General features: G+C 59.1%; 18 protein-coding genes and 1 tRNA gene. 8 read left to right on the forward strand and 11 right to left on the reverse strand.

The genetic code is table 11. The annotated features are described in order from the left end of the window. Nucleotides 1-40 precede the first annotated feature (40 nt). Together tpiA and QSV77_RS06355 are read right to left on the reverse strand one after the other, a co-directional pair. On the reverse strand, nt 41-811 hold the full coding sequence (gene tpiA, locus QSV77_RS06350; protein ID WP_142839841.1) for a triose-phosphate isomerase: 771 nt from the start codon (nt 809-811) through the stop codon (nt 41-43). A gap of 216 nt (nt 812-1,027) precedes the next feature. After that, complete coding sequence (locus QSV77_RS06355; RefSeq protein WP_302732863.1) at nt 1,028-1,909, reverse strand: alpha/beta fold hydrolase; 882 nt, start codon at nt 1,907-1,909, stop codon at nt 1,028-1,030. Nucleotides 1,910-2,117: 208 nt separating this feature from the next. Between QSV77_RS06355 and parE the strand changes: the two genes are divergently transcribed. The 4 genes from parE (at nt 2,118) to QSV77_RS06375 (ending at nt 7,783) form a co-directional block, all read left to right on the forward strand. Further along, complete coding sequence (gene parE / locus QSV77_RS06360; protein ID WP_302732864.1) at nt 2,118-4,238, forward strand: DNA topoisomerase IV subunit B; 2,121 nt, start codon at nt 2,118-2,120, stop codon at nt 4,236-4,238. 196 nt (nt 4,239-4,434) lie between these two features. Next, nucleotides 4,435-5,664, forward strand: a complete 1,230-nt coding sequence (locus QSV77_RS06365) for a nucleotidyltransferase (RefSeq protein WP_302732866.1) — start codon at nt 4,435-4,437, stop codon at nt 5,662-5,664. Further along, nucleotides 5,661-7,070 (forward strand): ThiF family adenylyltransferase, encoded by a 1,410-nt coding sequence (locus tag QSV77_RS06370; protein WP_302732867.1) that lies wholly within the window; start codon nt 5,661-5,663, stop codon nt 7,068-7,070. The genes QSV77_RS06365 and QSV77_RS06370 overlap by 4 nt, the downstream gene beginning before the upstream one ends. Next, nucleotides 7,037-7,783, forward strand: coding sequence for an NAD(P)-dependent oxidoreductase (locus tag QSV77_RS06375; RefSeq protein WP_302733895.1), 747 nt, complete (start codon nt 7,037-7,039; stop codon nt 7,781-7,783). The genes QSV77_RS06370 and QSV77_RS06375 overlap by 34 nt, the downstream gene beginning before the upstream one ends. Nucleotides 7,784-7,792: 9 nt before the next feature. Here QSV77_RS06375 and QSV77_RS06380 read toward each other — a convergent pair whose 3' ends face one another. The 3 genes from QSV77_RS06380 to QSV77_RS06390 are packed head-to-tail and all read right to left on the reverse strand — an operon-like array spanning nt 7,793 to nt 9,111. After that, nucleotides 7,793-8,401: an ATP-dependent Clp protease proteolytic subunit gene (locus QSV77_RS06380; protein ID WP_269699648.1), complete on the reverse strand. Its 609-nt coding sequence runs from the start codon at nt 8,399-8,401 to the stop codon at nt 7,793-7,795. 42 nt (nt 8,402-8,443) lie between these two features. Next, nucleotides 8,444-8,800 carry an SRPBCC domain-containing protein gene (locus QSV77_RS06385; protein WP_302732868.1) on the reverse strand — a complete coding sequence of 119 codons (357 nt, stop codon included), beginning with the start codon at nt 8,798-8,800 and terminating at the stop codon, nt 8,444-8,446. Next, a complete protein-coding gene (locus QSV77_RS06390) occupies nt 8,797-9,111 on the reverse strand; it encodes a helix-turn-helix transcriptional regulator (protein WP_052819817.1) in 315 nt (104 codons plus the stop codon). The genes QSV77_RS06385 and QSV77_RS06390 overlap by 4 nt, the downstream gene beginning before the upstream one ends. 156 nt (nt 9,112-9,267) lie before the next feature. On the opposite strand from QSV77_RS06390, the gene QSV77_RS06395 reads away from it, so the two are divergent. Beyond that, nucleotides 9,268-10,824 (forward strand): phospholipase D family protein, encoded by a 1,557-nt coding sequence (locus tag QSV77_RS06395; protein ID WP_302732870.1) that lies wholly within the window; start codon nt 9,268-9,270, stop codon nt 10,822-10,824. A gap of 16 nt (nt 10,825-10,840) precedes the next feature. Here QSV77_RS06395 and QSV77_RS06400 read toward each other — a convergent pair whose 3' ends face one another. From QSV77_RS06400 to QSV77_RS06420, 5 genes are all read right to left on the reverse strand, one after another. Next, nucleotides 10,841-11,674 (reverse strand): response regulator, encoded by an 834-nt coding sequence (locus tag QSV77_RS06400; RefSeq protein ID WP_271361287.1) that lies wholly within the window; start codon nt 11,672-11,674, stop codon nt 10,841-10,843. A gap of 158 nt (nt 11,675-11,832) precedes the next feature. Continuing rightward, nucleotides 11,833-14,346 carry an FAD-dependent oxidoreductase gene (locus tag QSV77_RS06405; RefSeq protein WP_142839846.1) on the reverse strand — a complete coding sequence of 838 codons (2,514 nt, stop codon included), beginning with the start codon at nt 14,344-14,346 and terminating at the stop codon, nt 11,833-11,835. Between the two features lie 268 nt (nt 14,347-14,614). Then, on the reverse strand, nt 14,615-14,929 hold the full coding sequence (locus QSV77_RS06410) for a hypothetical protein (RefSeq protein WP_269699653.1): 315 nt from the start codon (nt 14,927-14,929) through the stop codon (nt 14,615-14,617). Continuing rightward, a complete protein-coding gene (locus tag QSV77_RS06415; protein ID WP_302732872.1) occupies nt 14,926-16,038 on the reverse strand; it encodes a hypothetical protein in 1,113 nt (370 codons plus the stop codon). Before QSV77_RS06415 ends, QSV77_RS06410 begins: the two co-directional genes overlap by 4 nt. Before the next feature lie 435 nt (nt 16,039-16,473). Then, nucleotides 16,474-19,122, reverse strand: a complete 2,649-nt coding sequence (locus QSV77_RS06420) for a mechanosensitive ion channel family protein (RefSeq protein WP_302732873.1) — start codon at nt 19,120-19,122, stop codon at nt 16,474-16,476. Here QSV77_RS06420 and QSV77_RS06425 point away from each other — a divergent pair. The 3 genes from QSV77_RS06425 (at nt 19,016) to QSV77_RS06435 (ending at nt 19,755) form a co-directional block, all read left to right on the forward strand. Further along, nucleotides 19,016-19,243 (forward strand): hypothetical protein, encoded by a 228-nt coding sequence (locus QSV77_RS06425; protein ID WP_302733952.1) that lies wholly within the window; start codon nt 19,016-19,018, stop codon nt 19,241-19,243. The genes QSV77_RS06420 and QSV77_RS06425 overlap by 107 nt on opposite strands. Before the next feature lie 26 nt (nt 19,244-19,269). Further along, on the forward strand, nt 19,270-19,524 hold the full coding sequence (locus QSV77_RS06430) for a GlsB/YeaQ/YmgE family stress response membrane protein (RefSeq protein ID WP_302732874.1): 255 nt from the start codon (nt 19,270-19,272) through the stop codon (nt 19,522-19,524). 155 nt (nt 19,525-19,679) lie between these two features. Beyond that, nucleotides 19,680-19,755: transfer RNA gene (locus QSV77_RS06435), tRNA-Lys, on the forward strand. Nucleotides 19,756-19,921: 166 nt separating this feature from the next. On the opposite strand, the gene QSV77_RS06440 is transcribed toward QSV77_RS06435, so the two are convergent. Next, a complete protein-coding gene (locus QSV77_RS06440; RefSeq protein WP_302732875.1) occupies nt 19,922-20,368 on the reverse strand; it encodes a hypothetical protein in 447 nt (148 codons plus the stop codon). Nucleotides 20,369-20,493: the final 125 nt, after the last annotated feature.

Here is a 20,493-nt window from a genome sequence, read left to right on the forward strand (position 1 = left end):
TCCAAGCCCCTTTCCAACCCCTGTGACAGGAAAGCTGGTCTCAGGCCGTCAGTTGCTCATATGCCGCATAGATGGAAAGGAAGTCCGAGGCTTTCAAGCTGGCGCCGCCGATCAGCGCGCCATCGACGTTTTCAACGCCCATCAGTTCCAGCGCATTGGCGGGTTTCACCGAACCGCCATAGAGAATGCGCATGGTCTTGCCGGCTTCACCGAAGCGCTTGACGAGCTCGTCGCGCATGAAGGCATGGGCCTCGCGCACGTCCTGCGTGGTGGGTGTGAGACCGGTGCCGATCGCCCAGACAGGCTCATAGGCGATGACGGTATTTTCAGCCGACGCTTCATCCGGCAGGGAGCCGGCCAACTGGCGCTTGAGAATATCGAGCGTCTGGCCAGCCTTGCGCTCATCGGCGGTCTCGCCAATGCAGACGATGGCGATGAGATCGGCCTGATGGGCGGCCACGGCCTTGGCGCGCACCAGATGATCCGTCTCTGCATGGTCGGTGCGGCGCTCGGAATGGCCGACGATGACATGGGTGCCGAAGCAGTCGGCAATCATTTCGGCGGAAATATCGCCGGTATGTGCGCCGGATGCATTCTGATGGCAATCCTGTCCGCCGATCATCAGCGGGCTGTCATCGCACAGCGCCGTTGCCACATAAAGCAGCGTCGAGGGTGGGCAGATCAGCGCATCCACCTTCTCGGACAGCGCGCCCTTGACGCCCTCTGCCATGGCCTTGATCTGATCGAGCGAGGCACGCGTGCCGTTCATCTTCCAGTTTCCGGCAACAAGCGGTCGAACATTCGGCGTCATGCGTATCCCATTCCCTTTGTCTCGAGGCTGCCGCCTTTGGCAGCACCCCTTCCCTCAGCCGTCTCACGGCCCATAATCGCGACAGAAACACTGCCGGAAATCCCGGGATATTCCTTTAAACGGCCCCGGCGATAAATGGTACAAAAAAGCGGTCCGAAGGTTCAAAACGACGGCCAATTTCTGAGAATTCGCCACCGCTGACCCAAAACAGCGGCCTCAGCGACTTAAAATCCAGTTCAAAACCGCCCGCCAGTCGGTCATGCGCACCGGCGTTCCGTGACTGCCGGTCTCGAACCGCGTAAACCGCGCCGGCTCCCCGGCCTTCAGCAATGCACGAAAGATCGTCGCTTGGCTGTCGGCCGAATAGACCTTGTCAGCACTGCCATGGGTAAACCAGACCGGTTTCTTCGCTTTGGCAAAGGCGCTTTTCGGAAAATCGGGATCGACCGCACCGCCAAGGATCGCCATACCCTTGAGATTGGCGACCGCAAGCTTGTCGCGGCTGATGCCATAACAGATGAAACTGCCCATCGAGGCGCAGGTGAGCACAACAGGCTTTCCGCCCGACTTTTTGGCCGCATCGGCAATCAGCGCCGCAACATCGGCAACGCCGTTTTCATCGAAGGAGCGCACGCTTGGCACATAATAGGTTCCGCCATTGGCCACCGCGAGATTTTTCAGCCGATTGAAATTGCCGCCGAACGTATAGTCGTTCATGCCGAGCCGCCGGTCGCCGCCGCGTCCATGGATGAAGATGACCGTGAAGGCCTGCCCGCTTGCCGGCCCGACGCGGCCGACCTCAAGCGCCCTGCCCTCAATCGACACCGTTTCCAGCGCCTGCGTCTTCTTCGGCGTCATATCCACATATTGCCGCTTCACCCGCCGCTCCGGCACCTCGTCGCGGCCGTTGATGTCGCGCATCTCCTGATAATCGATGACTTCCGACGCGCCGCCATCTCCGGTGGAAAGCACCGTCTGGCTGGAAAACAGCTCGTCCTTGAAGGGGCGCAGCGGCCCATCGGCAGCGGAAGCAGCGCCCGGCATCACCGCAACAGTCAGGCAGAAAAGAGTACAAAACGTGAAATGAGCTGTGGACATGACTTGGTTAACCGTTCATTCGTGGCTGCGAGACTTGCCATCACAAAGGCGGCGGCGCAATCCTCCTGTTGCGAAACCCTGACATGGGTCTTGGCGTATGGCGCGCCGCGTTCGGCCACATGGCTTACACGTTTGGCGCTATAATCGCCTCATATACAAAATGATTCGCCTGGCGAAATTCTGACGACACTATTTTTGAACCTTGGACATGATGGACGACAGCAACGATCTCTTCTCCGGTCTTCCGGCGGCACAAAACAGCGAAACGGAAACGAACGAGGACGCGGGCAAACCCGTAAAGGCCCCGGCGACCGCAGCCGCGAATGTGAACGTGCAGCCGAAACCCGCAGCCGTTGCGGCCGTCACGCCGCCTGCCCCGCCCGCGCCAGTGTCTCCTTCCGGTGACGACTACGGCGCTTCCTCGATCCGCGTGCTCGAAGGGCTGGAGCCGGTGCGCATGCGTCCCGGCATGTATATTGGCGGCACCGATGAAAAGGCGCTGCACCACCTGTTTGCCGAAGTCATCGACAACTCCATGGACGAGGCCGTCGCCGGCCACGCGAATTTCATCGAGGTTCATCTCGATGCCGAAGGTTTTCTGACGGTCACTGATAACGGCCGCGGCATTCCAGTGGAAAACCATCCGCAGGTTCCCGGAAAATCCACGCTCGAAGTCATCATGACCAAGCTGCATGCCGGCGGCAAGTTCGACGGCAAGGCCTATGAGACATCGGGCGGTCTGCACGGCGTCGGCGTATCCGTGGTCAATGCGCTGTCCGATCTTCTCGAAGTGGAAGTGGCGCGTAACCGCAAGCTTTATCGCCAGCGTTTTTCGCGCGGCGCGCCGATTGGCGGGCTTGAGGAACTGGGCGATGTGCACAACCGCCGCGGCACCCGCGTGCGTTTCCATCCCGATCCGCAGATCTTCGGTGATCATGCCAAGTTCGAACCGGCCCGTATCTTCCGCATGGCCCGGTCCAAGGCCTACCTCTTCGGCGGCGTTGAAATCCGCTGGAGCTGTGATCCCGGCATGGTGCCGGCCGATGGCGATATACCCGAAAAGGCGGTTTTCCATTTCCCCGGCGGCCTCAAGGACTACCTCGCCGCCACGCTCGGCAAGGAATTCACCGTCACCCGCGAGATTTTCTCCGGCCGCACCGAAAAGACCGGCGGCCACGGCGCGCTGGAATGGGCTGTCACCTGGTATGGCGGCGACACGCAGATCCATTCCTATTGCAACACCATTCCGACACCCGAAGGCGGCACGCATGAGGCCGGTTTCCGCATCGCGCTCACCAAGGGCCTGAAGAATTATGCCGAGCTGACGCAAAACAAGCGCGCAAAGGACATCACCACCGATGACGTGATGATTTCGGCGGCCGGCATGCTGTCCGTCTTCATCCGCGAGCCGGAATTCGTCGGCCAGACCAAGGACAAGCTGGCAACCGTCGAGGCCCAGCGCATCGTTGAAAATGCGCTGCGCGATCCCTTCGACCATTATCTCGCCGGCAATCCGGGCGAAGCGGACAAGCTGCTCGACTGGGTGATCGAGCGCGCGGAAGAGCGCCTTCGTCGTCGCAAGGAAAAGGAAGTCAACCGCAAGACCGCCGTGCGCAAGCTGCGCCTGCCCGGCAAGCTGGCGGACTGCGCCCAGAACACCGCCGAAAATGCCGAACTCTTCATCGTCGAGGGTGACTCGGCTGGCGGCTCCGCCAAGCAGGCGCGCAACCGCGCCAATCAGGCCATCCTGCCGCTGCGCGGTAAGATCCTCAACGTCGGCAGCGCCAGCCGCGAAAAGCTCTCCGCCAACCAGCAGATCGCCGATCTCATTCAGGCGCTCGGCTGCGGCACCCGCACGAAATATCGCGAAGAAGACCTGCGGTATGAGCGCATCATCATCATGACCGATGCCGATGTCGACGGCGCCCATATCGCCTCGCTGCTCATCACCTTCTTTTACCAGGAAATGCCGGAACTCATTCGCGGCAACCATCTCTATCTGGCCGTGCCGCCGCTCTATGTCATCCGTCAGGGTGCCAAGAGCGCCTATGCCCGCGACGACGCCCACCGCGCCGAGCTGATGGAAACCGTCTTCAAGGGCAAGAAGGTCGAAATCGGCCGCTTCAAAGGCCTTGGCGAAATGATGGCGCAGCAGCTGAAGGAAACCACCATGGATCCCGAAAAGCGCACCCTGCTGCGCGTCGAGATCGACGACGTGGATTTCGAAGGCACCCGCGAGGCCGTCGACAATCTGATGGGCACCAAGGCCGATGCCCGCTTCCGCTTCATTCAGGAACGAGCGGCCTTTGCGGATAATCTGGATATCTGATGAGAAACCAACTCTAGTACTGGCCAAATAGCCTTAGTACTGGCCATTTTGGAAACTGAAACTGGCCAACGCCTCAAATGACTACTTCCGGGCACCGAAAAGTGCCCGGAAAATGCCCCTCAGAACAAACAGTGAAACCAAGCAGAAGTTGTAGTTAAGCCACCCTATTCACGCGTAGCCATGAGGTCTCCCAGTCATGAACGTGCATGTGAATTCCATCGAAACATTCCTCGAAGCCCTCCGTAAGGAACTCGAGGTTCCTGACTATCGCTACGAGCAGGCAGAGCAGAGCTACACCTCCCTCGGAAGGTGGCTCCATCGCGAGGCGAGCACCGTTCGCCAATTCGATCCGCAGGTCTACTGCCAGGGATCCTTCCGTCTCGGAACCGCTATCCGACCGCACACCGATGCCGAAGAGTACGATGTCGACTCCGTCGTCGAGCTTCGTTTGTTGACGAAACGCGACAAGACACAGCAGCAACTGAAGGCCATGCTCGGTGTCGAGATACAGGCCTATCATGATGCCATGGCGATGGTGAAACCTGTCCGTGAAGGGAACCGCTGCTGGATCCTCGACTATGCCGACGGTGCCCAGTTCCATATGGATGTTGTCCCTGCCGTGCCGAACCACGACCAGCAGCACAGGCTCCTGACCGCGAGCTTTCTCGATGCCCGATGGGCATCCACGGCGATTGCGATCACCGACCGACGGGAGCCGACCTACACGTTGCTCACCGATGACTGGCCTCGGTCGAATCCCAAGGGCTACGCCAACTGGTTCGCGTCGCGGCAGGCCGAAGTATTCGAGCGCCGGCAGCGTGCAGTTCTGGAATCCCTCAGAAGGCAGGGCCTCGTCACCGCAAGCGTGGAACGCCTCCCCGCTTTCAAGGTCAAGACACCCCTTCAGTCCGCCATCATGATCCTGAAGAGGCATCGCGACAACATGTTCGCGCGGGAACTGGACCTCCGTCCGATCTCGGTCATCATCACCACGCTTTCGGCTCATGCCTACAACAACCAGGACACCGTTTCCGGTGCGCTCTTCGCCATCCTGAACGACATGGACAAGTTCATCGTCTATGACGGTGCCAAGTGGATCGTAGCGAATCCCACTGACCCGATGGAAAATTTCGCCGACAAATGGAATCGTGATCCTAAGAAGAAAGAAGCCTTCGATGCTTGGCTTCGCCAGGCGCGAGCAGACTTCTATGCAGCGGCGCAGGCCGCGACCTTCCAGGATATGGCCAACGCACTTATCCCGAGAATGGGTTACGCGCCTTCAATGCGGGCGATGGATCGGCTCACGGGTGGCTCTCGTCTGCTTCGGGCTGCCACTGGTGCCTCGGCTGCGGCTGTTGGGTCGGTTGCGGCCCCGAGCTTTGCAAATGCCGAGCGTCGCCCATCGAAGCCCCAGGGCTATGCATGATCTGGTGGTGGCTCGATCAGCAGAGGGCGAAAGCTGAGAAGGCAGCTTTCGTCACTCTCCAAGAAGAACATGATTGGCTGACAAGCGTGCGCACGAGGCACCTCGCCGATTTCCAGCTCTGTGTGGATGTCGAGGTCATACACGCTGGGGAAACGTTCAAGCTGGCCGTAATCTACCCGGGCACGTTCCCAGACACACCACCCGTCGTGATGCCCTACGGCGAGAAGCGGTTGTCCTCCCATCAGTATGGCCCCGGTGGCGAACTTTGCTTGCAATGGCGGCCGGACAATTGGGATCCCTCGGTTACCGGTGCGATGATGCTTGAGAGCGCCTACGGCCTAATTGCTGGCGAGCGACCTTCGGACGGTACGTCCGGTACGGTCCCGTCGGAGCATCGCTCGACGCTTGCGGGAGAGCTGCGGTTCGAGACCTGGCGACTGATGGTTCCGGAAGGTGCCTGGCGATCACTCGATGGCCAGCTCCCGGAAGCTATTCTTCAGATCGCGGTCACGATGACCGTCCGTAGAACACAGAGGGTAGCTCACCTGACCGCCATCGGCGCGACGGGTAACGAGATCTGGAAAACACCGAGGCCTGCTCCGGATGCCCCAGGGGAGCGTGTCGGATATCTGATGCGGACCGCCCAGAACATGGATTCGCTGGCGCTGCACCCGGGTGGACACTTCAACGATCTCAGCAATCGGGTCCCTGAACTCGCTTCACTCCTTGCCGGGCCGCAGTTACCGTTCATCGTTCTCTTCGAGCAGAGTGGACGGCGTACCGCTTTCGATATAGTGCGCAAGGACGGCCAGCCGTTCTTTGTCCCGTACCGGATCATCGAGGAGCAGGAGCTATCGAAACGGTCGGCTTCGAACCGCGAGTCCGTCTCCAGCAACCGTGTGGCCATCGTCGGCTGCGGCTCGATCGGCTCGAAAATCGCCGCCTCTCTCGCACGAGCGGGTGTGAAGAAATACGTCCTCGTTGACGAAGACATATTCTTGACCGGAAACCTGGTCCGCAATGAACTCGATGCATGGGCGATTGGGTGGCACAAGGTCGATGCATTGGCCGACCGCATCGGACAACTCGCATCCAATACCGACATTGTGGTGCACCGCGTCGAACTGGGAAGCCAGACATCGTCCTTGATGCTGGATTCGGTTCTGGAAGCTATTGGCGAGGCGGATTTCATCATCGATGCAACAGCCGACCCAACCTCGTTCAATCTATGTGCAGGCGCAGCAAGGCGGCACCGGAAGCCGATGATCTGGGCTGAAGTGTTCGGTGGCGGAATCGGCGGGCTTGTGGCTCGATCACGGCCGGATGTAGATCCGCCTCCCCTATCGTCGGCGATTTCGCCGACAAGGCGCTTCTGCAGAGAGCTTTCGAGCGGGCTGATGCGGTAATCCATACCGCGGCCCTTCATGCCCCGCATGTCGGCTGCGTGCCAGACTCCGAGTTTCAGCGTATCAATGTCGACGGCACCCGCATGGTCGCGGAAGCGGCAATGGCGGCAGGCGTTGAGCGGCTGGTCTTCACCAGCACGACGGCGCTCTACGGACACGCGGTTTCAGCGGGGTGCTGCACCTTTATCGATGAAGATACGCCGCCCCAGCCAAAAAGCATCTATCACCGTACGAAGCTCGAAGCCGAGCATCTGCTCAAAGAAATGGCCAGCCCGCGTCTCGCCGTGCGCGTGCTGCGCATGTCCAGAAGTTTCCCGGAGCCCGCTGACGTAATGGCCGCCTATCGGCTGCATCGCGGCGTCGACATCCGTGATGTCGCAGATGCTCATGCACTGGCACTCGGCAACGCGGGAGAAAGTTTCCAGCGCTATATCATATCGGCAGCCACCCCGTTTTCCGCTGATGATTGCGACGCCCTCGCCAGGGATGCACCCTCCGTTTTCCGGCAGCGGACCCCGGCCCTTGCGGACGCGTTCACGCGGGAGGGTTGGGCGCTGCCGATGACCATCGATCGGATCTATTCACCCGCCCGCGCCGCAAAGGGGCTTGGTTGGACATCCCGGTTCGGCTTCGAGGACGTATTGGCCGGGCTTGCCCGGCGCAGCCTGGAAGTCCTGCCTGTAGGCGCCAGCATCAGCAGAAAATCCGAGTAAGCGCCGGCCTTATGCCGCAACATCCTCGCGAACACCCAGAATGCGGTCGATCAATCCCCACTCCAGAGCCTGTTCCGCCGTCATGAAAAAATCCCGGTCCATGGCTGCTTCGAATTTTTCATAGCCGTGTTTGCAGTGCTCGGAATAAAGCCGCGTCATGCGGTGCTTGGTCAGCCGCATCTCCTCGGCATGGATCAGCATGTCCGAAGCCTGCCCCTGAAAGCCGCCCAGCGGCTGGTGAATGTGGATGCTGGCATTGGGAAGCGCCGTGCGCTCACCCGGTTCACCCGCCATCAGCAGAAACGATCCCATGGAACGGGCCGTTCCCATGCACAGTGTGTGAACCGGGGCGCGGATGTAATGCATGGTGTCATACATTGCCAGACCGCTGGTCACTACGCCGCCCGGTGAATTGATATAGAGATGGATCGGCTTCTTCGGGTTCTCCGCCTCAAGAAACAGCAATTGCGCGCAGACCAGCGCGGAAACCGTATCGTTGACCTCTCCGTTGAGGAAAATGATCCTCTCCCGCAACAGGCGGGAATAGATGTCGAAAGACCGTTCTCCCCTTGAGGATTGTTCGACTACCATGGGGACGAGTTGCATCGCTTCGCGCATCGGCGAACTCCTGTCGTTTGAAAATGTCGAGGAACCTGCCTGTCAGGCGGCGAGCTTGATCGGCGAACCGTTGTGGTTGGCGGCCGCCTTTACCACCCGTGCGGGCGTGATGGCGGGCATATCATGAATGATCCGCAGGCTGGTGCCGCCCCGGTCATTCGATGCGATCGTGAAGGTGACGGTGCTTTCCAGAAAGGGCGGATTATCGTCGCGCAGCCTGTAGCGCACCTCCTCGCCGGGCTTGCTGTCAATTGCTTCCGGTTCCGACAGAGCCTCTGCCGGCAACCATATGGCGCGAAACGCCGGAATGCTGATCGCCCGCCACACCTTCTGCGGCGGTTCGTCAAGATCATATTCAAGCTCGATAGCATCAGAAGATTTGGGCTTTTGCCTGTTCATTGATCCATATCCTTCAGCAGCAGCTTCAGAGCTTCGATACGCTGTGGCCAATAGGCGCGGTATTTGCCAAGCCACGCCGCAATGCGCGTCAACCCGTCCGGATCGACCTCGTAATTGACGAAACGGCCCTGTCGCCTTTCCACCACAAGCCCGGCCCCCCGCAGCACCGAAAGATGCTGCGACATGGCCGGCTGGCTGATGTCGATGCCTTCGCGCAGCGCGGAAGCATTCATGGCGCCATCCGCCAGCTTTTCGAAAATGGCACGGCGCGTGGGGTCAGCCAGCGCCCGGAAAATATCATTCTCAGTCATGACCAACACATAAGCACGCACTTATGTGATTCGCAAGCCTCACCCGTTCACGAGCACCATATTTTTCGTCCCCGCATTACCCTGGCAGTGAACGCTTTACCCCCTCGCGCGTTTGCATCGCGCCTGATATCTTCGGGCCGGGAGCGATAAAAACAAGTGACTGCATTTACGGCCTTCATCATCATTCTTCTCATCCTCATTGGGCCGAGCCTGTTTGTCGTCATCGGTAAACAGCGGGAAAAGGCCATTCCCAAACGCCCCTCCACCGCCCTTCCCGTTGACGACGATGAAACAGCGCTGGACCGCCACTGGCAGTCGATCAGGAACGGCTGGAACGAGAAGAATGCGCTTTGCCTGCTGCATTCCAATCTCGATGCCTTTGCCGTGCGCGTGGCGGCGACACGCGCCGCCGGGCGCAGCCTCGACCTTATGTATTACATGTGGAATGCCGACCTGACCGGGCGATTGATGATGCGTGAAGTCATCACCGCCGCTGATCGCGGCGTGCGCGTGCGCCTGCTTCTCGACGACCTCGGCGTCTCCATGTCCGACCGTATCTTCCACGCCATCGACAGCCATCCCAATATCGAACTCAGGCTGTTCAATCCCACAAGGGCACGGGAAAACATCCTGCATCGCAGCCTCGAACTGGTGCTGCGCTTTCGAAGTGTCAACCGGCGTATGCACAACAAGGCATGGATTGCCGACGGACGGGCGGTGATCGTCGGTGGTCGCAATATCGGTGATGCCTATTTCGATGCAGCCGAACGGGCGAATTTCCACGATTTCGACATTCTCGGTTTCGGCAGGATCGTTGGCGACGCCACCGAAATCTTCGACGATTACTGGAACAGCGCCGTTTCCGTGCCGGTACGCTCGTTGCTGGCACGCAGACCGAACAAGCTTGCCAAATTGCGGCGCGAACTGGATGCCTTGCCGCAAAGTGAAGCCGCCAGACCCTATCTCGAGCGTGTCGAGAGCCAGTACGGCCGCGATCATTTCCTGATGTCGGATCGCCTGCACTGGGTCGATACCGCAGATGTGCTGGCCGATCCGCCGGAGAAAGCAGCCGGGAAACGCCGCAAGGGCCATAATTTCCTGATGGAGAGCCTGCTGCCGCTGATGCAGGCCGCAGGCGAGAGCCTGCACATCACCTCCCCTTATTTCATTCCCGGCAAACAGGGCGTGGAGATCTTCCTCGATCTTGCAGAACGCGGCGTGTCTCTCGCCATCCTCACCAATTCCCTGGCCGCAACCGATGTCGCCGCCGTTCACGCCGGTTATGCCCGTTATCGAAAGCCGCTTTTATTGGGTGGGGTGCGCCTGCATGAATTGCGCTCGCAGGCCGACCAGGGCAGCTTCACCCTGCGCGGTTCGGGACAGGCGAGCCTGCACACCAAGGCCTTCACCCGCGACGGCAAGACCGGCTATATCGGCTCGCTCAATTTCGACCCGCGCTCCGCCTCGCTCAACACGGAAATGGGCGTTGTTTTCAATTCGCCACCGCTGGTGGCCCGCATGGACGAAATATTCACCGAAGAAATCCGCCGCACGATGAGTTTCGAACTCGACGTCGATAACGGCAAACGCATCGTCTGGATGACGGAAGAACAGGGCCAGCCGAAGACCTACCGGCGCGAACCGGACGCGGCCATCAGCCGGCGGATCATCGCCGGCATCATGCGTTTCCTGCCGCTTGAATCACAGCTTTGATGAAAGAAGGCCTCGCTCAGGCCGCCGGCCTCACCCCGGCCTTGGCCAGCTGTATCTGCACCAGCGTATCGAGGTTCTGGTTGACGCGACAATAAAATTCCTCGTCGATGAAGGGCCGCAGCATGAAATCATTGCCGCCCGCCTTCAGGAACCGCGCCGACAAAAGCCTGTTGGTGGAGGACGACACGCCGATGATGCGCAGCTCATGCGAGCCGCGCACGGTGCGGACGCGCCGCGTCAGTTCGAAACCATCAATGTCGGGCATGTTGTAGTCTGTGACCACAAGGCCGATATCGGGATTGGCCTTGAGGATTTCCAGCGCCTTCGCACCGCTGTCAGCAAGGCTGACGCGGAAATTATATCGCTTGAGGCGGCTCGACAGCAGCGCCCTCGCCGTTGGGCTGTCATCGACGATTAGCACATGGTGGCGGTGGTTGGTGAGGAACCGGCAGACCGATTCCGTCAGCATGTCCACGGCGAAGATGTTGTCCTTCAGGATGTAATCGACCACATCCTTGGCGATCAGCGTCTCGCGCGTCGCCTCATGAAACGTGCTGGTAAAAACGATGGTCGGGATCGAAAGATCGATCAGATATTCCAGCGCCTCACCCTTTTCCGCCCCCGGCAGGTTGATGTTGGAAATCGCCAGCGTCACCGGTTCTGGAGAATGTTCGTAACAGGCCTGCAACTCCTCGAAAGAACGGCATACCTCCACGGAAACGCCCAGCATTTCCTTGAGCCGCATGCTCACCATCTGGGTGAACACATTGCTGTCTTCCGCCAGTAAAATGCGGTTGTTGGTAAAAGGCACGCCAGAATATTGCATGCCCGTAATGCCCAGGAAATTCATTCTGCCCCGATCCCCCATCGTATGTGAGGAAAACATATCAGGCGCATTTTTCAGAATGATTAATAGCACTTTTGCAGGAAAGGAATGCAAGCATATGCTTACCTAAACGGAAATACGGCCCACAAGGGGCCGCATTCCAGCTTCGGGAGGGGATGGTCTCAGGCGCGCAGCAGCGCATTTTCCGTATCGAAGGGGCTCTCTTCCACCACCTCGGCATCGTAGAGCGTGCCGAGAATGCGGATCTTCAGCTTGGTGCCAACCGCCGCATATTCCGGCTTGAGCATGGCGAGCGCAATCGACTTGCCAAGACGCCAGCCGAAGCCGCCGCTGGTGACACGGCCGGCAAGATTGCCGTTCTCATCGGAGATCGCTTCCGAGCCGCGCGCATCGACATCCGTATTGCCCGACACGGTCAGCGTCGAAAACACAGACTTCAGGCCGGCCTCCTTATAGGCCACCAGCGCATCGCGGCCGATGAAGGATTTTTCCGGACGCAGGAAGCGGTCGAGACCGGATTCATAGGCGTTATATTCCACCGAAAGCTCGCGGCCCATGTTGCGATAGGACTTTTCGAGCGACATGGACACCATGGCCCGGATGCCGAATGGCTTGATGCCGAATTCCGCGCCTGCCTCCATCAGCCGATCGAAGATATAATTCTGCATCTCGATCGGATGGTGCAGCTCCCAGCCCAGTTCGCCCACGAAGTTGACGCGCAGCGCATGCGCCGTCGCCACGCCGACGGAAATCTGCTTTGCCGTCAGCCAGGGGAAATCCTTGTTCTCCAGGCTGGTGCGGGTCAGCTTCTTCAACAGATCGCGCGACTTCGGGCCGGCAAGCACCAGCACGCCGTATTTCTGGGTGATCGGCTGCAGCACCACGGAACCGTCGGTCGGCGCAAGGCGGCGCAGCACGTCATGATCGTGGGCCTCAAGACCGCCTGCCGAAACCATATAGAACCGGCCAGGCGCCCATTCATAAACGGTGAACTCCACCTTCACACCGCCATTCGGCGTCAGAAGATGCGTCAGCGCGATGCGGCCGCGCTTCTTCGGCACGATATTGGCCAGGATACTGTCCAGCCAGGCACGCGCGCCGGGGCCGGAAACCTCCATCTTGGCGAAGGCCGACATATCAAGCACGCCGACATTGTTGGTGACGTTCTTCACCTCGTTGCCGACATGTTCGAAATAATTCGAGCGGCGGAACGACCACTTCTCGACGATGCGGCCATCTTCCAGCGGCGGCGCATGGTTATGGCTGGTGATGACATCGGCGCCGACGCCGAGCTCTTCTTCCTTGAGCGCATAACCTTCCGGCGCATACCAGTTGGCGCGCTCCCAGCCGTAGACGGAGCCGAACACGCCGCCGAGCTTTTTCAGACGGTCGTAAACCGGCGTCGTCTTCAAGGGACGGGCGGCGGAACGCTCCTCATCGGGATAATGCATGGTGAAGACATTGGCATAGGCCTCCTCATTCTTGGCAATGAGGTAACCTTCCGTCGCGTGAGGCCCGAAACGGCGCGGATCGACGCCCATCAGATCAAGTGTCGGCTCGCCATCGACGATCCATTCGGCCAGCTGCCAGCCGGCACCGCCGGCAGCGGTGATGCCGAAGGAATGGCCTTCATTCAGCCAGAAATTCTTGAGGCCGGGTGCGGGACCGACGATTGGATTGCCGTCAGGCGTATAGGCGATCGCGCCATTATAAACCTTCTTGATGCCGACTTCGCCGAAGGCCGGAACGCGCACCATCGCCGTTTCGATATGCGGCATCAAGCGGTCCAGTTCCTCCTGGAACAGCTCATATTCGCTGTCATCAGAGGGACCATCGACATAACAGACCGGCGCGCCGACTTCATAAGGACCGAGGATCAGGCCGCCGGCCTCCTCGCGCATGTACCAGGCCGAGTCCGATTCACGCAGAACGCCCATTTCCGGCAGGCCTTGACGGCGACGTTCCTGAATGGCCGGATGCGGCTCGGTGACGATATATTGATGCTCGACCGGAATGACCGGAATATCGATACCGACCATTTCGCCGGTCTTGCGGGCAAACGAGCCGGTGCAGGACACGATATGTTCGGCGATGATCTCGCCCTTATCCGTCGTCACCTTCCAGTGACCGTCTTCCGTCTGCTCGATGGCGGTGACGGTGGTATTGCGATAGATCGTTGCTCCACGGTCACGCGCACCCTTGGCCAGCGCCTGCGTGAGGTCTGCCGGCTGGATATAGCCATCATCGGGATGCTGGATGGCGCCGAGCAGCCCGTCGGTCTCACAGAGCGGCCAGATTTCCTTCACCTGCTCCGGCGTCAGCATGTTGACGCGCACGCCGATCGTCTCGGCAATGCCGGCATAATACATATATTCGTCCCAGCGATCCTTGGTGCGGGCGAGACGGATGTTCGAGACCTTGGAAAAGCCGACATTCATGCCGGTCTCTTCCTGCAGCTCCTCATAAAACTTCACGGAATATTTGTGGATCTGCCCCACCGAATAGCTCATGTTGAACAACGGCAGAAGGCCGGCCGCATGCCAGGTGGAGCCCGAGGTCAGCTCCTTGCGCTCGATGAGCACGCTGTCGCTCCAGCCCTTTTTGGCAAGATGATAAAGCGTCGAGACGCCGACCACGCCGCCACCGATCACCACCGCCCGTGCATGTGTCTTCATTTACAGAACCCCTAAAAAGCGCCGGCATTGACTGTCGTGCTGCCAAATCGATGAGGGGAATATGAAGCGCTCCGCTGCGGTTCAGCCGCCTGATTGCGACATGGCCATAGGGTGCTGCGACAGCCGCAAAAATGCCGTCGCTGGGGATAGGATTGAGACCGCCGTCGCCTTTTGAAGACGACGGCGGCGAACATATCGGAAAATACCAACCGAGACAGATCAGGTGTCAGCCAATGACGGATTGAAGCTGAAGCACCGGATCAACCGGCTATCTGTTCTGCAGCTGCAATTGCAGCCCCCGGACATCCGGGCCATCCAGCTTCAAACCCTTGAGAACATCATTGCCGGGAACGATGATCGAGTCCTTGAGGACAGGACCGCCTGGCAGATTGTGTATTCCGCCGCCCCCACCGGGCGGTGGCGGTGGCGGCGGATAGCCACTGCTGCCACAGGGCGGAATGCGATAGATGCAATCGCCAGTGAATTGCTCAAGCCCACCTGCGGCCACAGAAGGGCGAACAGCATCCTGTGCCCCTGCCAGAAACGGAAAAAACATACCGAAAAGAAAAATGGCCCTTCTCATTTCGCAACCTCCTGCGAAGATGCACAAATCTTGGCCCGGTCTTTCACGTCCTTGCCGGCGGCAGCTTTTGCCGCTGCGTCCAGCCATGCGGGCGTGCTGTTGCGCATACCGATGGAAACGCTGTTGAAGCCAATGACGAGCGGTCTCGCAAACTGGCTATCGGAAAAGAGGCCGGAACTGTTCGTGCTGCGAATGCTGTTGTCATTGCCGGCCATGTTTTCGGCCACCGGCTGCTGGCCCTGCGGGCCTGTGGTCGCGGCAACGGCCGCACCATCGACAGTCTTCTGGACGTCGCCCTTGTTACCCCCCGCATCGAGGAAAGCGGCGCGTGCCCGGCCGTTGGTGACCTTCACCCCGCGTGTCAGAAACGCCTGACGCACGACCAGCAGGCGGATGTCGTAAATATAGCGCGAACCACAATCCTCCGTCTCTGCGGTTCTCAAAATATCGCGACTGAGAATGTAGGAGAGTTTTTCGCGAAGGTAGTCGTCGGCGCAATAGACCTTGGTGTCGCTATCATTGCAAAATCCCATCAACGCATTTTGCGCGTGGAAGGGATTGATCGCATAGGTCTGCACATTCTGAAGCTCGATTTCCTCGATATCCGCCCGTGCACCACCGAAGGCGATATTGCGCAAAAGTCCTGCCATTCCTTCCTTGCGTTCTATCTTGATGACGGGAAACAGCGCGTCCTTCACCACCAGGCCGGACGTCGTCCCATCAACCGCAACCTCGGTACGCGGTTGAGCAATCAAGAGAGACTTTTTATCCTCCGACCAGGTGCTGTCGCCGAAATAAGGCGCCTCCGACTTGACCCCCAGATATCCCCGCAAATTCGGTATCTGGGTAATCTTGACGTAGCGGCCGATGAAGGATTCGCTTTCGAGATCCGTGGGCAAAGACTTGAACTTGTGGCCTGAATCCACGACCTCGGCGATAATGTCTCCGACATAGATATCCTCCTGCGGAGGATAGACCGGCTCGATGCCCAATCTGCGGATGGATTCATTCCAGCGTTTCGGCAGGTAATCATCCGTCACATCGGTTTCGCCCATCAGGAAAAACAGACCGGCAGAACCGATAACGACACCCGCCGCCAGCAAGGACAATCTGGCCGCATGGGGTGTCAGCCACCTCCAGGCACTCCTTAATTTTTCCCGCAGGGACGTTTTTGCGGGAAGTTGGCCCGGAGGCTGGGCAGGCTGGGCAGGCTGGGCAGGCTGGGCAGGCTGGGCAGGCTGGGCAGGCTGGGCAGGCTGGGCATTTTCATCGACTGGATCCGGCATGTGAACCCCGACAGGAAAGAAATGATCTAAATATAACGCAACATATCAACTTATAGTTTAAACAACAATACAGTCATGAAGGGAATTTCTATTATATTTTCATGAAGACGTCTGACAAAAACCGGCTTCCCTCCACGGAAAATCTCTCCCCTGCTTGGCTCCTCATCCGCACCAATGCAATCGGGCGCGAGGATAATTCCCCGCGCCCGTCAAAGCCCCATAACGGTTGCGTTGCCGCAGCGGCGCTAGCCTCTCAGCTCAATTGTCCTTGCCGGCCACCTTTGGCGTTGCCTTCGGCTCCACGACGGTCTTGTCACCCGCCTTGGCCGCATCCTTTTCGGCTACAGTGGCCGCGGCAGGCGCCGCCGCACCCGTATGGGCCACCACCGCCTTGTCACCCTCCTCCGAAAGCAGCGCCGCCAGCATTTGCGGGTTGGCGTCACCTTCCACATGGATGTTCAGATTGCGCTGCGGGAACGGGATGGCGATGCCCTCCTCGCGGAAGCGCTGGAGGATGGCGATCCGCAGCGCGTTCTTTACACCAAGCCCGGTCGACAGATCGGCAAGGTGGAACCGCAATTCGAAATCCAGCGAAAAATCACCAAAGCGCAGGAACTCAACATGCGGCTCGGGGTTGCGCAGCACCGGCGGCTGGGCACGCACCAGTTCCAGCAGAATATCCATGACCCGCTGCGGATCGGAATCATAAGCCACGGAAACCGGAATTTCCGCACGCATGATGCGGTTTCGGTGCGTCCAGTTACCGACCGAGGAATTGATGAACTCGGAATTCGGCACGATGATCGACTGGCCGCGAAAGGTTTCGATTTCGGTTGCGCGCACGGACAGCCGCTTGACGGTGCCCTCGGTCGTACCCGTCACCACCCAGTCGCCCACCTTGAAGGGACGCTCGACCAGAAGGATGAGGCCGGACACGAAGTTGGAGACGATGTTCTGCAGGCCAAAACCGATACCGACCGAAAGGGCGGAAGCGACCAGCGCCAGGCTGGAGAGGTTGAGGCCGGCGGAAGACACGCCGAAGATCGCCGCAACCGCGATGCCGAGATAACCGATGCCGGTTTTGACCGAGTTGCGCACCCCGGCATCCACCTGGCCCCGCGCCATGACGTTATTATCCAGCCACTTCTGGAACCAGCGCGTGATGATGTAGCCGATGGCGAAAACCAGAACGCCGCCGAAGAGGCCGATCAGCGAGATCGAGGCGTTGCCGACGGTAATGCCCGTCAGCAGACGATAGGCCCAGCTTTCGATATCGCCCGGCTGGAAGCCCCAGGAAAACAGGATGAGCGGCACACCGAAGGCAAGCGCCACGGCATAGATGCCAAGCCCGGCGGCAAGACCGGCCTGATCAAGCGCAACCGGACCGAGACCGAAGCGCCGCGCGAGATAACGCCCGGCAAGGGATTCGGCAAAGGCGCCCTGCCTCGAAATCGCCTTGCCGGACAGAATGCCGATATACATGGTTGCCAGCACGGCACCGGTGGCGACAATCTGCGTGGCAAGGAAGCGCGCAAGACCGACATAACCCGTCAGACACGCGCCGATGAGAATGAGACCGCCAACGCGCAGCAGGATGACCAGCCAGCGCGGCAGCCGCTGGTTGCCGGTCTCATAATCCTGCCCCTCGCCAATCATCGGCCGCAGGAATGATACGGTGAGCAGGATGATGCCGATGATGATCGAGGCGACGAAACTCTTGGCAACGGTGACGATCAAGGGCGAATAAAGCGTCTCGCTGATCGTTCCAAACAGATAGTCGAGACCATTGACGAGCGCCATCAACAGCACCGCAGACGACAGCGTATGCGCGCCGCGATTGGATACTTTCAACAGACGCCATTCCGGCTGGGTGGGTGCAAAGATCGCGTAGCTCAGCCGCGATACGAAATAAACGAAGCCGAGGATGGCCATGGCCCCGAACAGGATCGGCGCTATATCGGATCGCAGCACGTTGAAATTATCGAGGAAAAACGCCGAGGTGACCAGAAACAGGAACAGCGACAGCGATTGCACCATGGTTGACCAGAAGGCCACGGAGAGCCTTCTGAGATAAGATGGCTCACCGGTAAAGGCCCGCCGGTCCATGCGGCTGCCGAAAAACCGGTAACCGCCGACGAGGAACAGCAGTCCTGCCATGATCGACAGCATCACGGCCCCGAACATCGGCAACCGCTTGTAGCTCCAAACGAAACCCGCCCAGCTACTGAAGGCGTTGTTGAGGTTGGTCACCTCGGTAACGAAAGCCGAAGAGGCGTCGCCCAGCGTCTGGGCAGAAACTTCCGTGCGCTTAAACAGGGTGGCAGCAAAAAGCGCCCGGCGCACCGCCGTGATATTGTTGGAAATCTGCGCGGCACTGGTGGCGGTGCTTTCCACCTCACCGGCAATCGCATTCACCTCGGCACGCTCCGCCGTCAGCCGGGCGCGCTCTTCCGTCACCATGCTCGCTTCCGGCGGCTGGCCATCGGCTGGCGGCTCGCCAAGCGCATCGAGACGAGTCTTGATCTGGTCCAGCCGGGTGCGCAGCTTGGTGTTGGCCGCTGCGGCATCGGCGGCAATACCATCGGCACGGCCCTTCATATCCACCAGATGCACGTCGTCGCTGCCGCCCGCCTCCACCTGCCCGGCGATGGTTGCAACATCGGCTTTCCATTTTTCCAGTTCCGCCCGCGCCTGCTCGACTGTGGTGGCCTGGATCACGGCAGGCGCCGGCGGTGTTGTCTCCCCTTGCGCGGATGCCGGCATTGCGGGCAACAGAAAACCGCCGAAAAGCGAAACCATCATGACCAATATCATGGCCATGACACTGCTTCGCCCCCGACCAGATGCCGGTTCACCGAACACCCGTCTGCCATTCATCAATCCGCCGAACATCAACCGCACATCCATGCCTTTCGTCTCTTCACGCCGTCCCAGGCTTTTTAACGCCTGCGCCGGGGAAAACCACCCGCATGAAGCGAGGTTTTCCGGAGTTTACCTTGCTTTTCACCACGAGAATCATCACCTTTGATAGTGCAGCAAACATGGGAGGAAATCATGGAATCTGCTGGTATTGGCTGGATCGCAGCTATCATCATCGGTGGTGTCGCCGGGTGGCTCGCCGAACAATTCATGAAAAGCAATATGGGTGTTTTCATGAACATCCTTCTTGGAATCGTCGGCGCCATCGTCGCCAACGCCATATTGTCCGTGTTTGGAATCGTTTTGACCGGCTGGCTCGGTTATCTCATCGCCGGCTTCATCGGCGCCTGCATCCTCATCCTTATCGGGCGGGTCTTCAGACGCGGCTGAGCAAAAAGTAAAATCCGTAAAACCCCGGATTTCCAGCCTTTTCCAGCGCGACTGAAATTTTTCCGTCACAAAAATCGAAGAAATTTCATTTCCGCGCTGGACAAGCCCAAACTTCCCCTTTATAGCCCCCCTCACACCGCCACACGGTGCCGGTCGGGTGATTAGCTCAGTTGGTAGAGCAGCTGACTCTTAATCAGCGGGTCGTAGGTTCGAGCCCTACATCACCCACCAAATTCTCTTTAAATGACAGAATGTTGCGATGCTTACTTAAAGCATCGCCCGAGCGATTGAGCTTTTGCAATCGCCCTTTCCCAGCAATGCCAGCGAAAGAAACGTTACCCGTCACGGATAACGCCGAGCCGCGCAGGCCCGCTAGCGCAACAGCTCCCCGGCAAGTCTACAAATTCGTTTCAGATACGCTTTTTGTCCCGATGAAGCGCGGCTCCAAAGGCCGACCGGCAATACGGCTTCCGAATTCTTCCGTGAAACGAACGGGCGCTGCCTGCTTCACCGCATTGATTGCGGAATCGATAAACGCCTGCCGTCTCGGGCTCTCCTCCTGAGGTCGCGATGCGAGGACAACCACCTTGCCGCGTATCTGCCCGTCCTTGTGCAAAATGAACCGCAGCGTCACCACCAGCCCCTCCGTGTCTTCCGGCGGCACCCAGCAGGCATAGATCGCATCGAACATTTCGTTGAGATTACTGGCAGGCGTCGGATCATTGCAGATTCGCGACTGACCCCAAGCCGGCGCCAGAATGCCTCCAGCCAAGATGCTCGACACCACGAGACCGGGCAGCCTGAAACGACGGAACACCAAAGAAGTATGGTTGATCAAATCCAATATCCTCTATCAGGAAGCAATCCGGCTGCTCTGGTCCGTCGGTCTAACCATTTTAAAAAATTGGTTTTTTCGTAAATATCTTGAAAGCTCCATGTGACGTGATGTAAACATAAATAAACAAAAGC

This window comes from Agrobacterium sp. V1, from assembly GCF_030518355.1.
GTDB classification, from domain to species: Bacteria; Pseudomonadota; Alphaproteobacteria; order Rhizobiales; family Rhizobiaceae; genus Agrobacterium; species Agrobacterium cucumeris.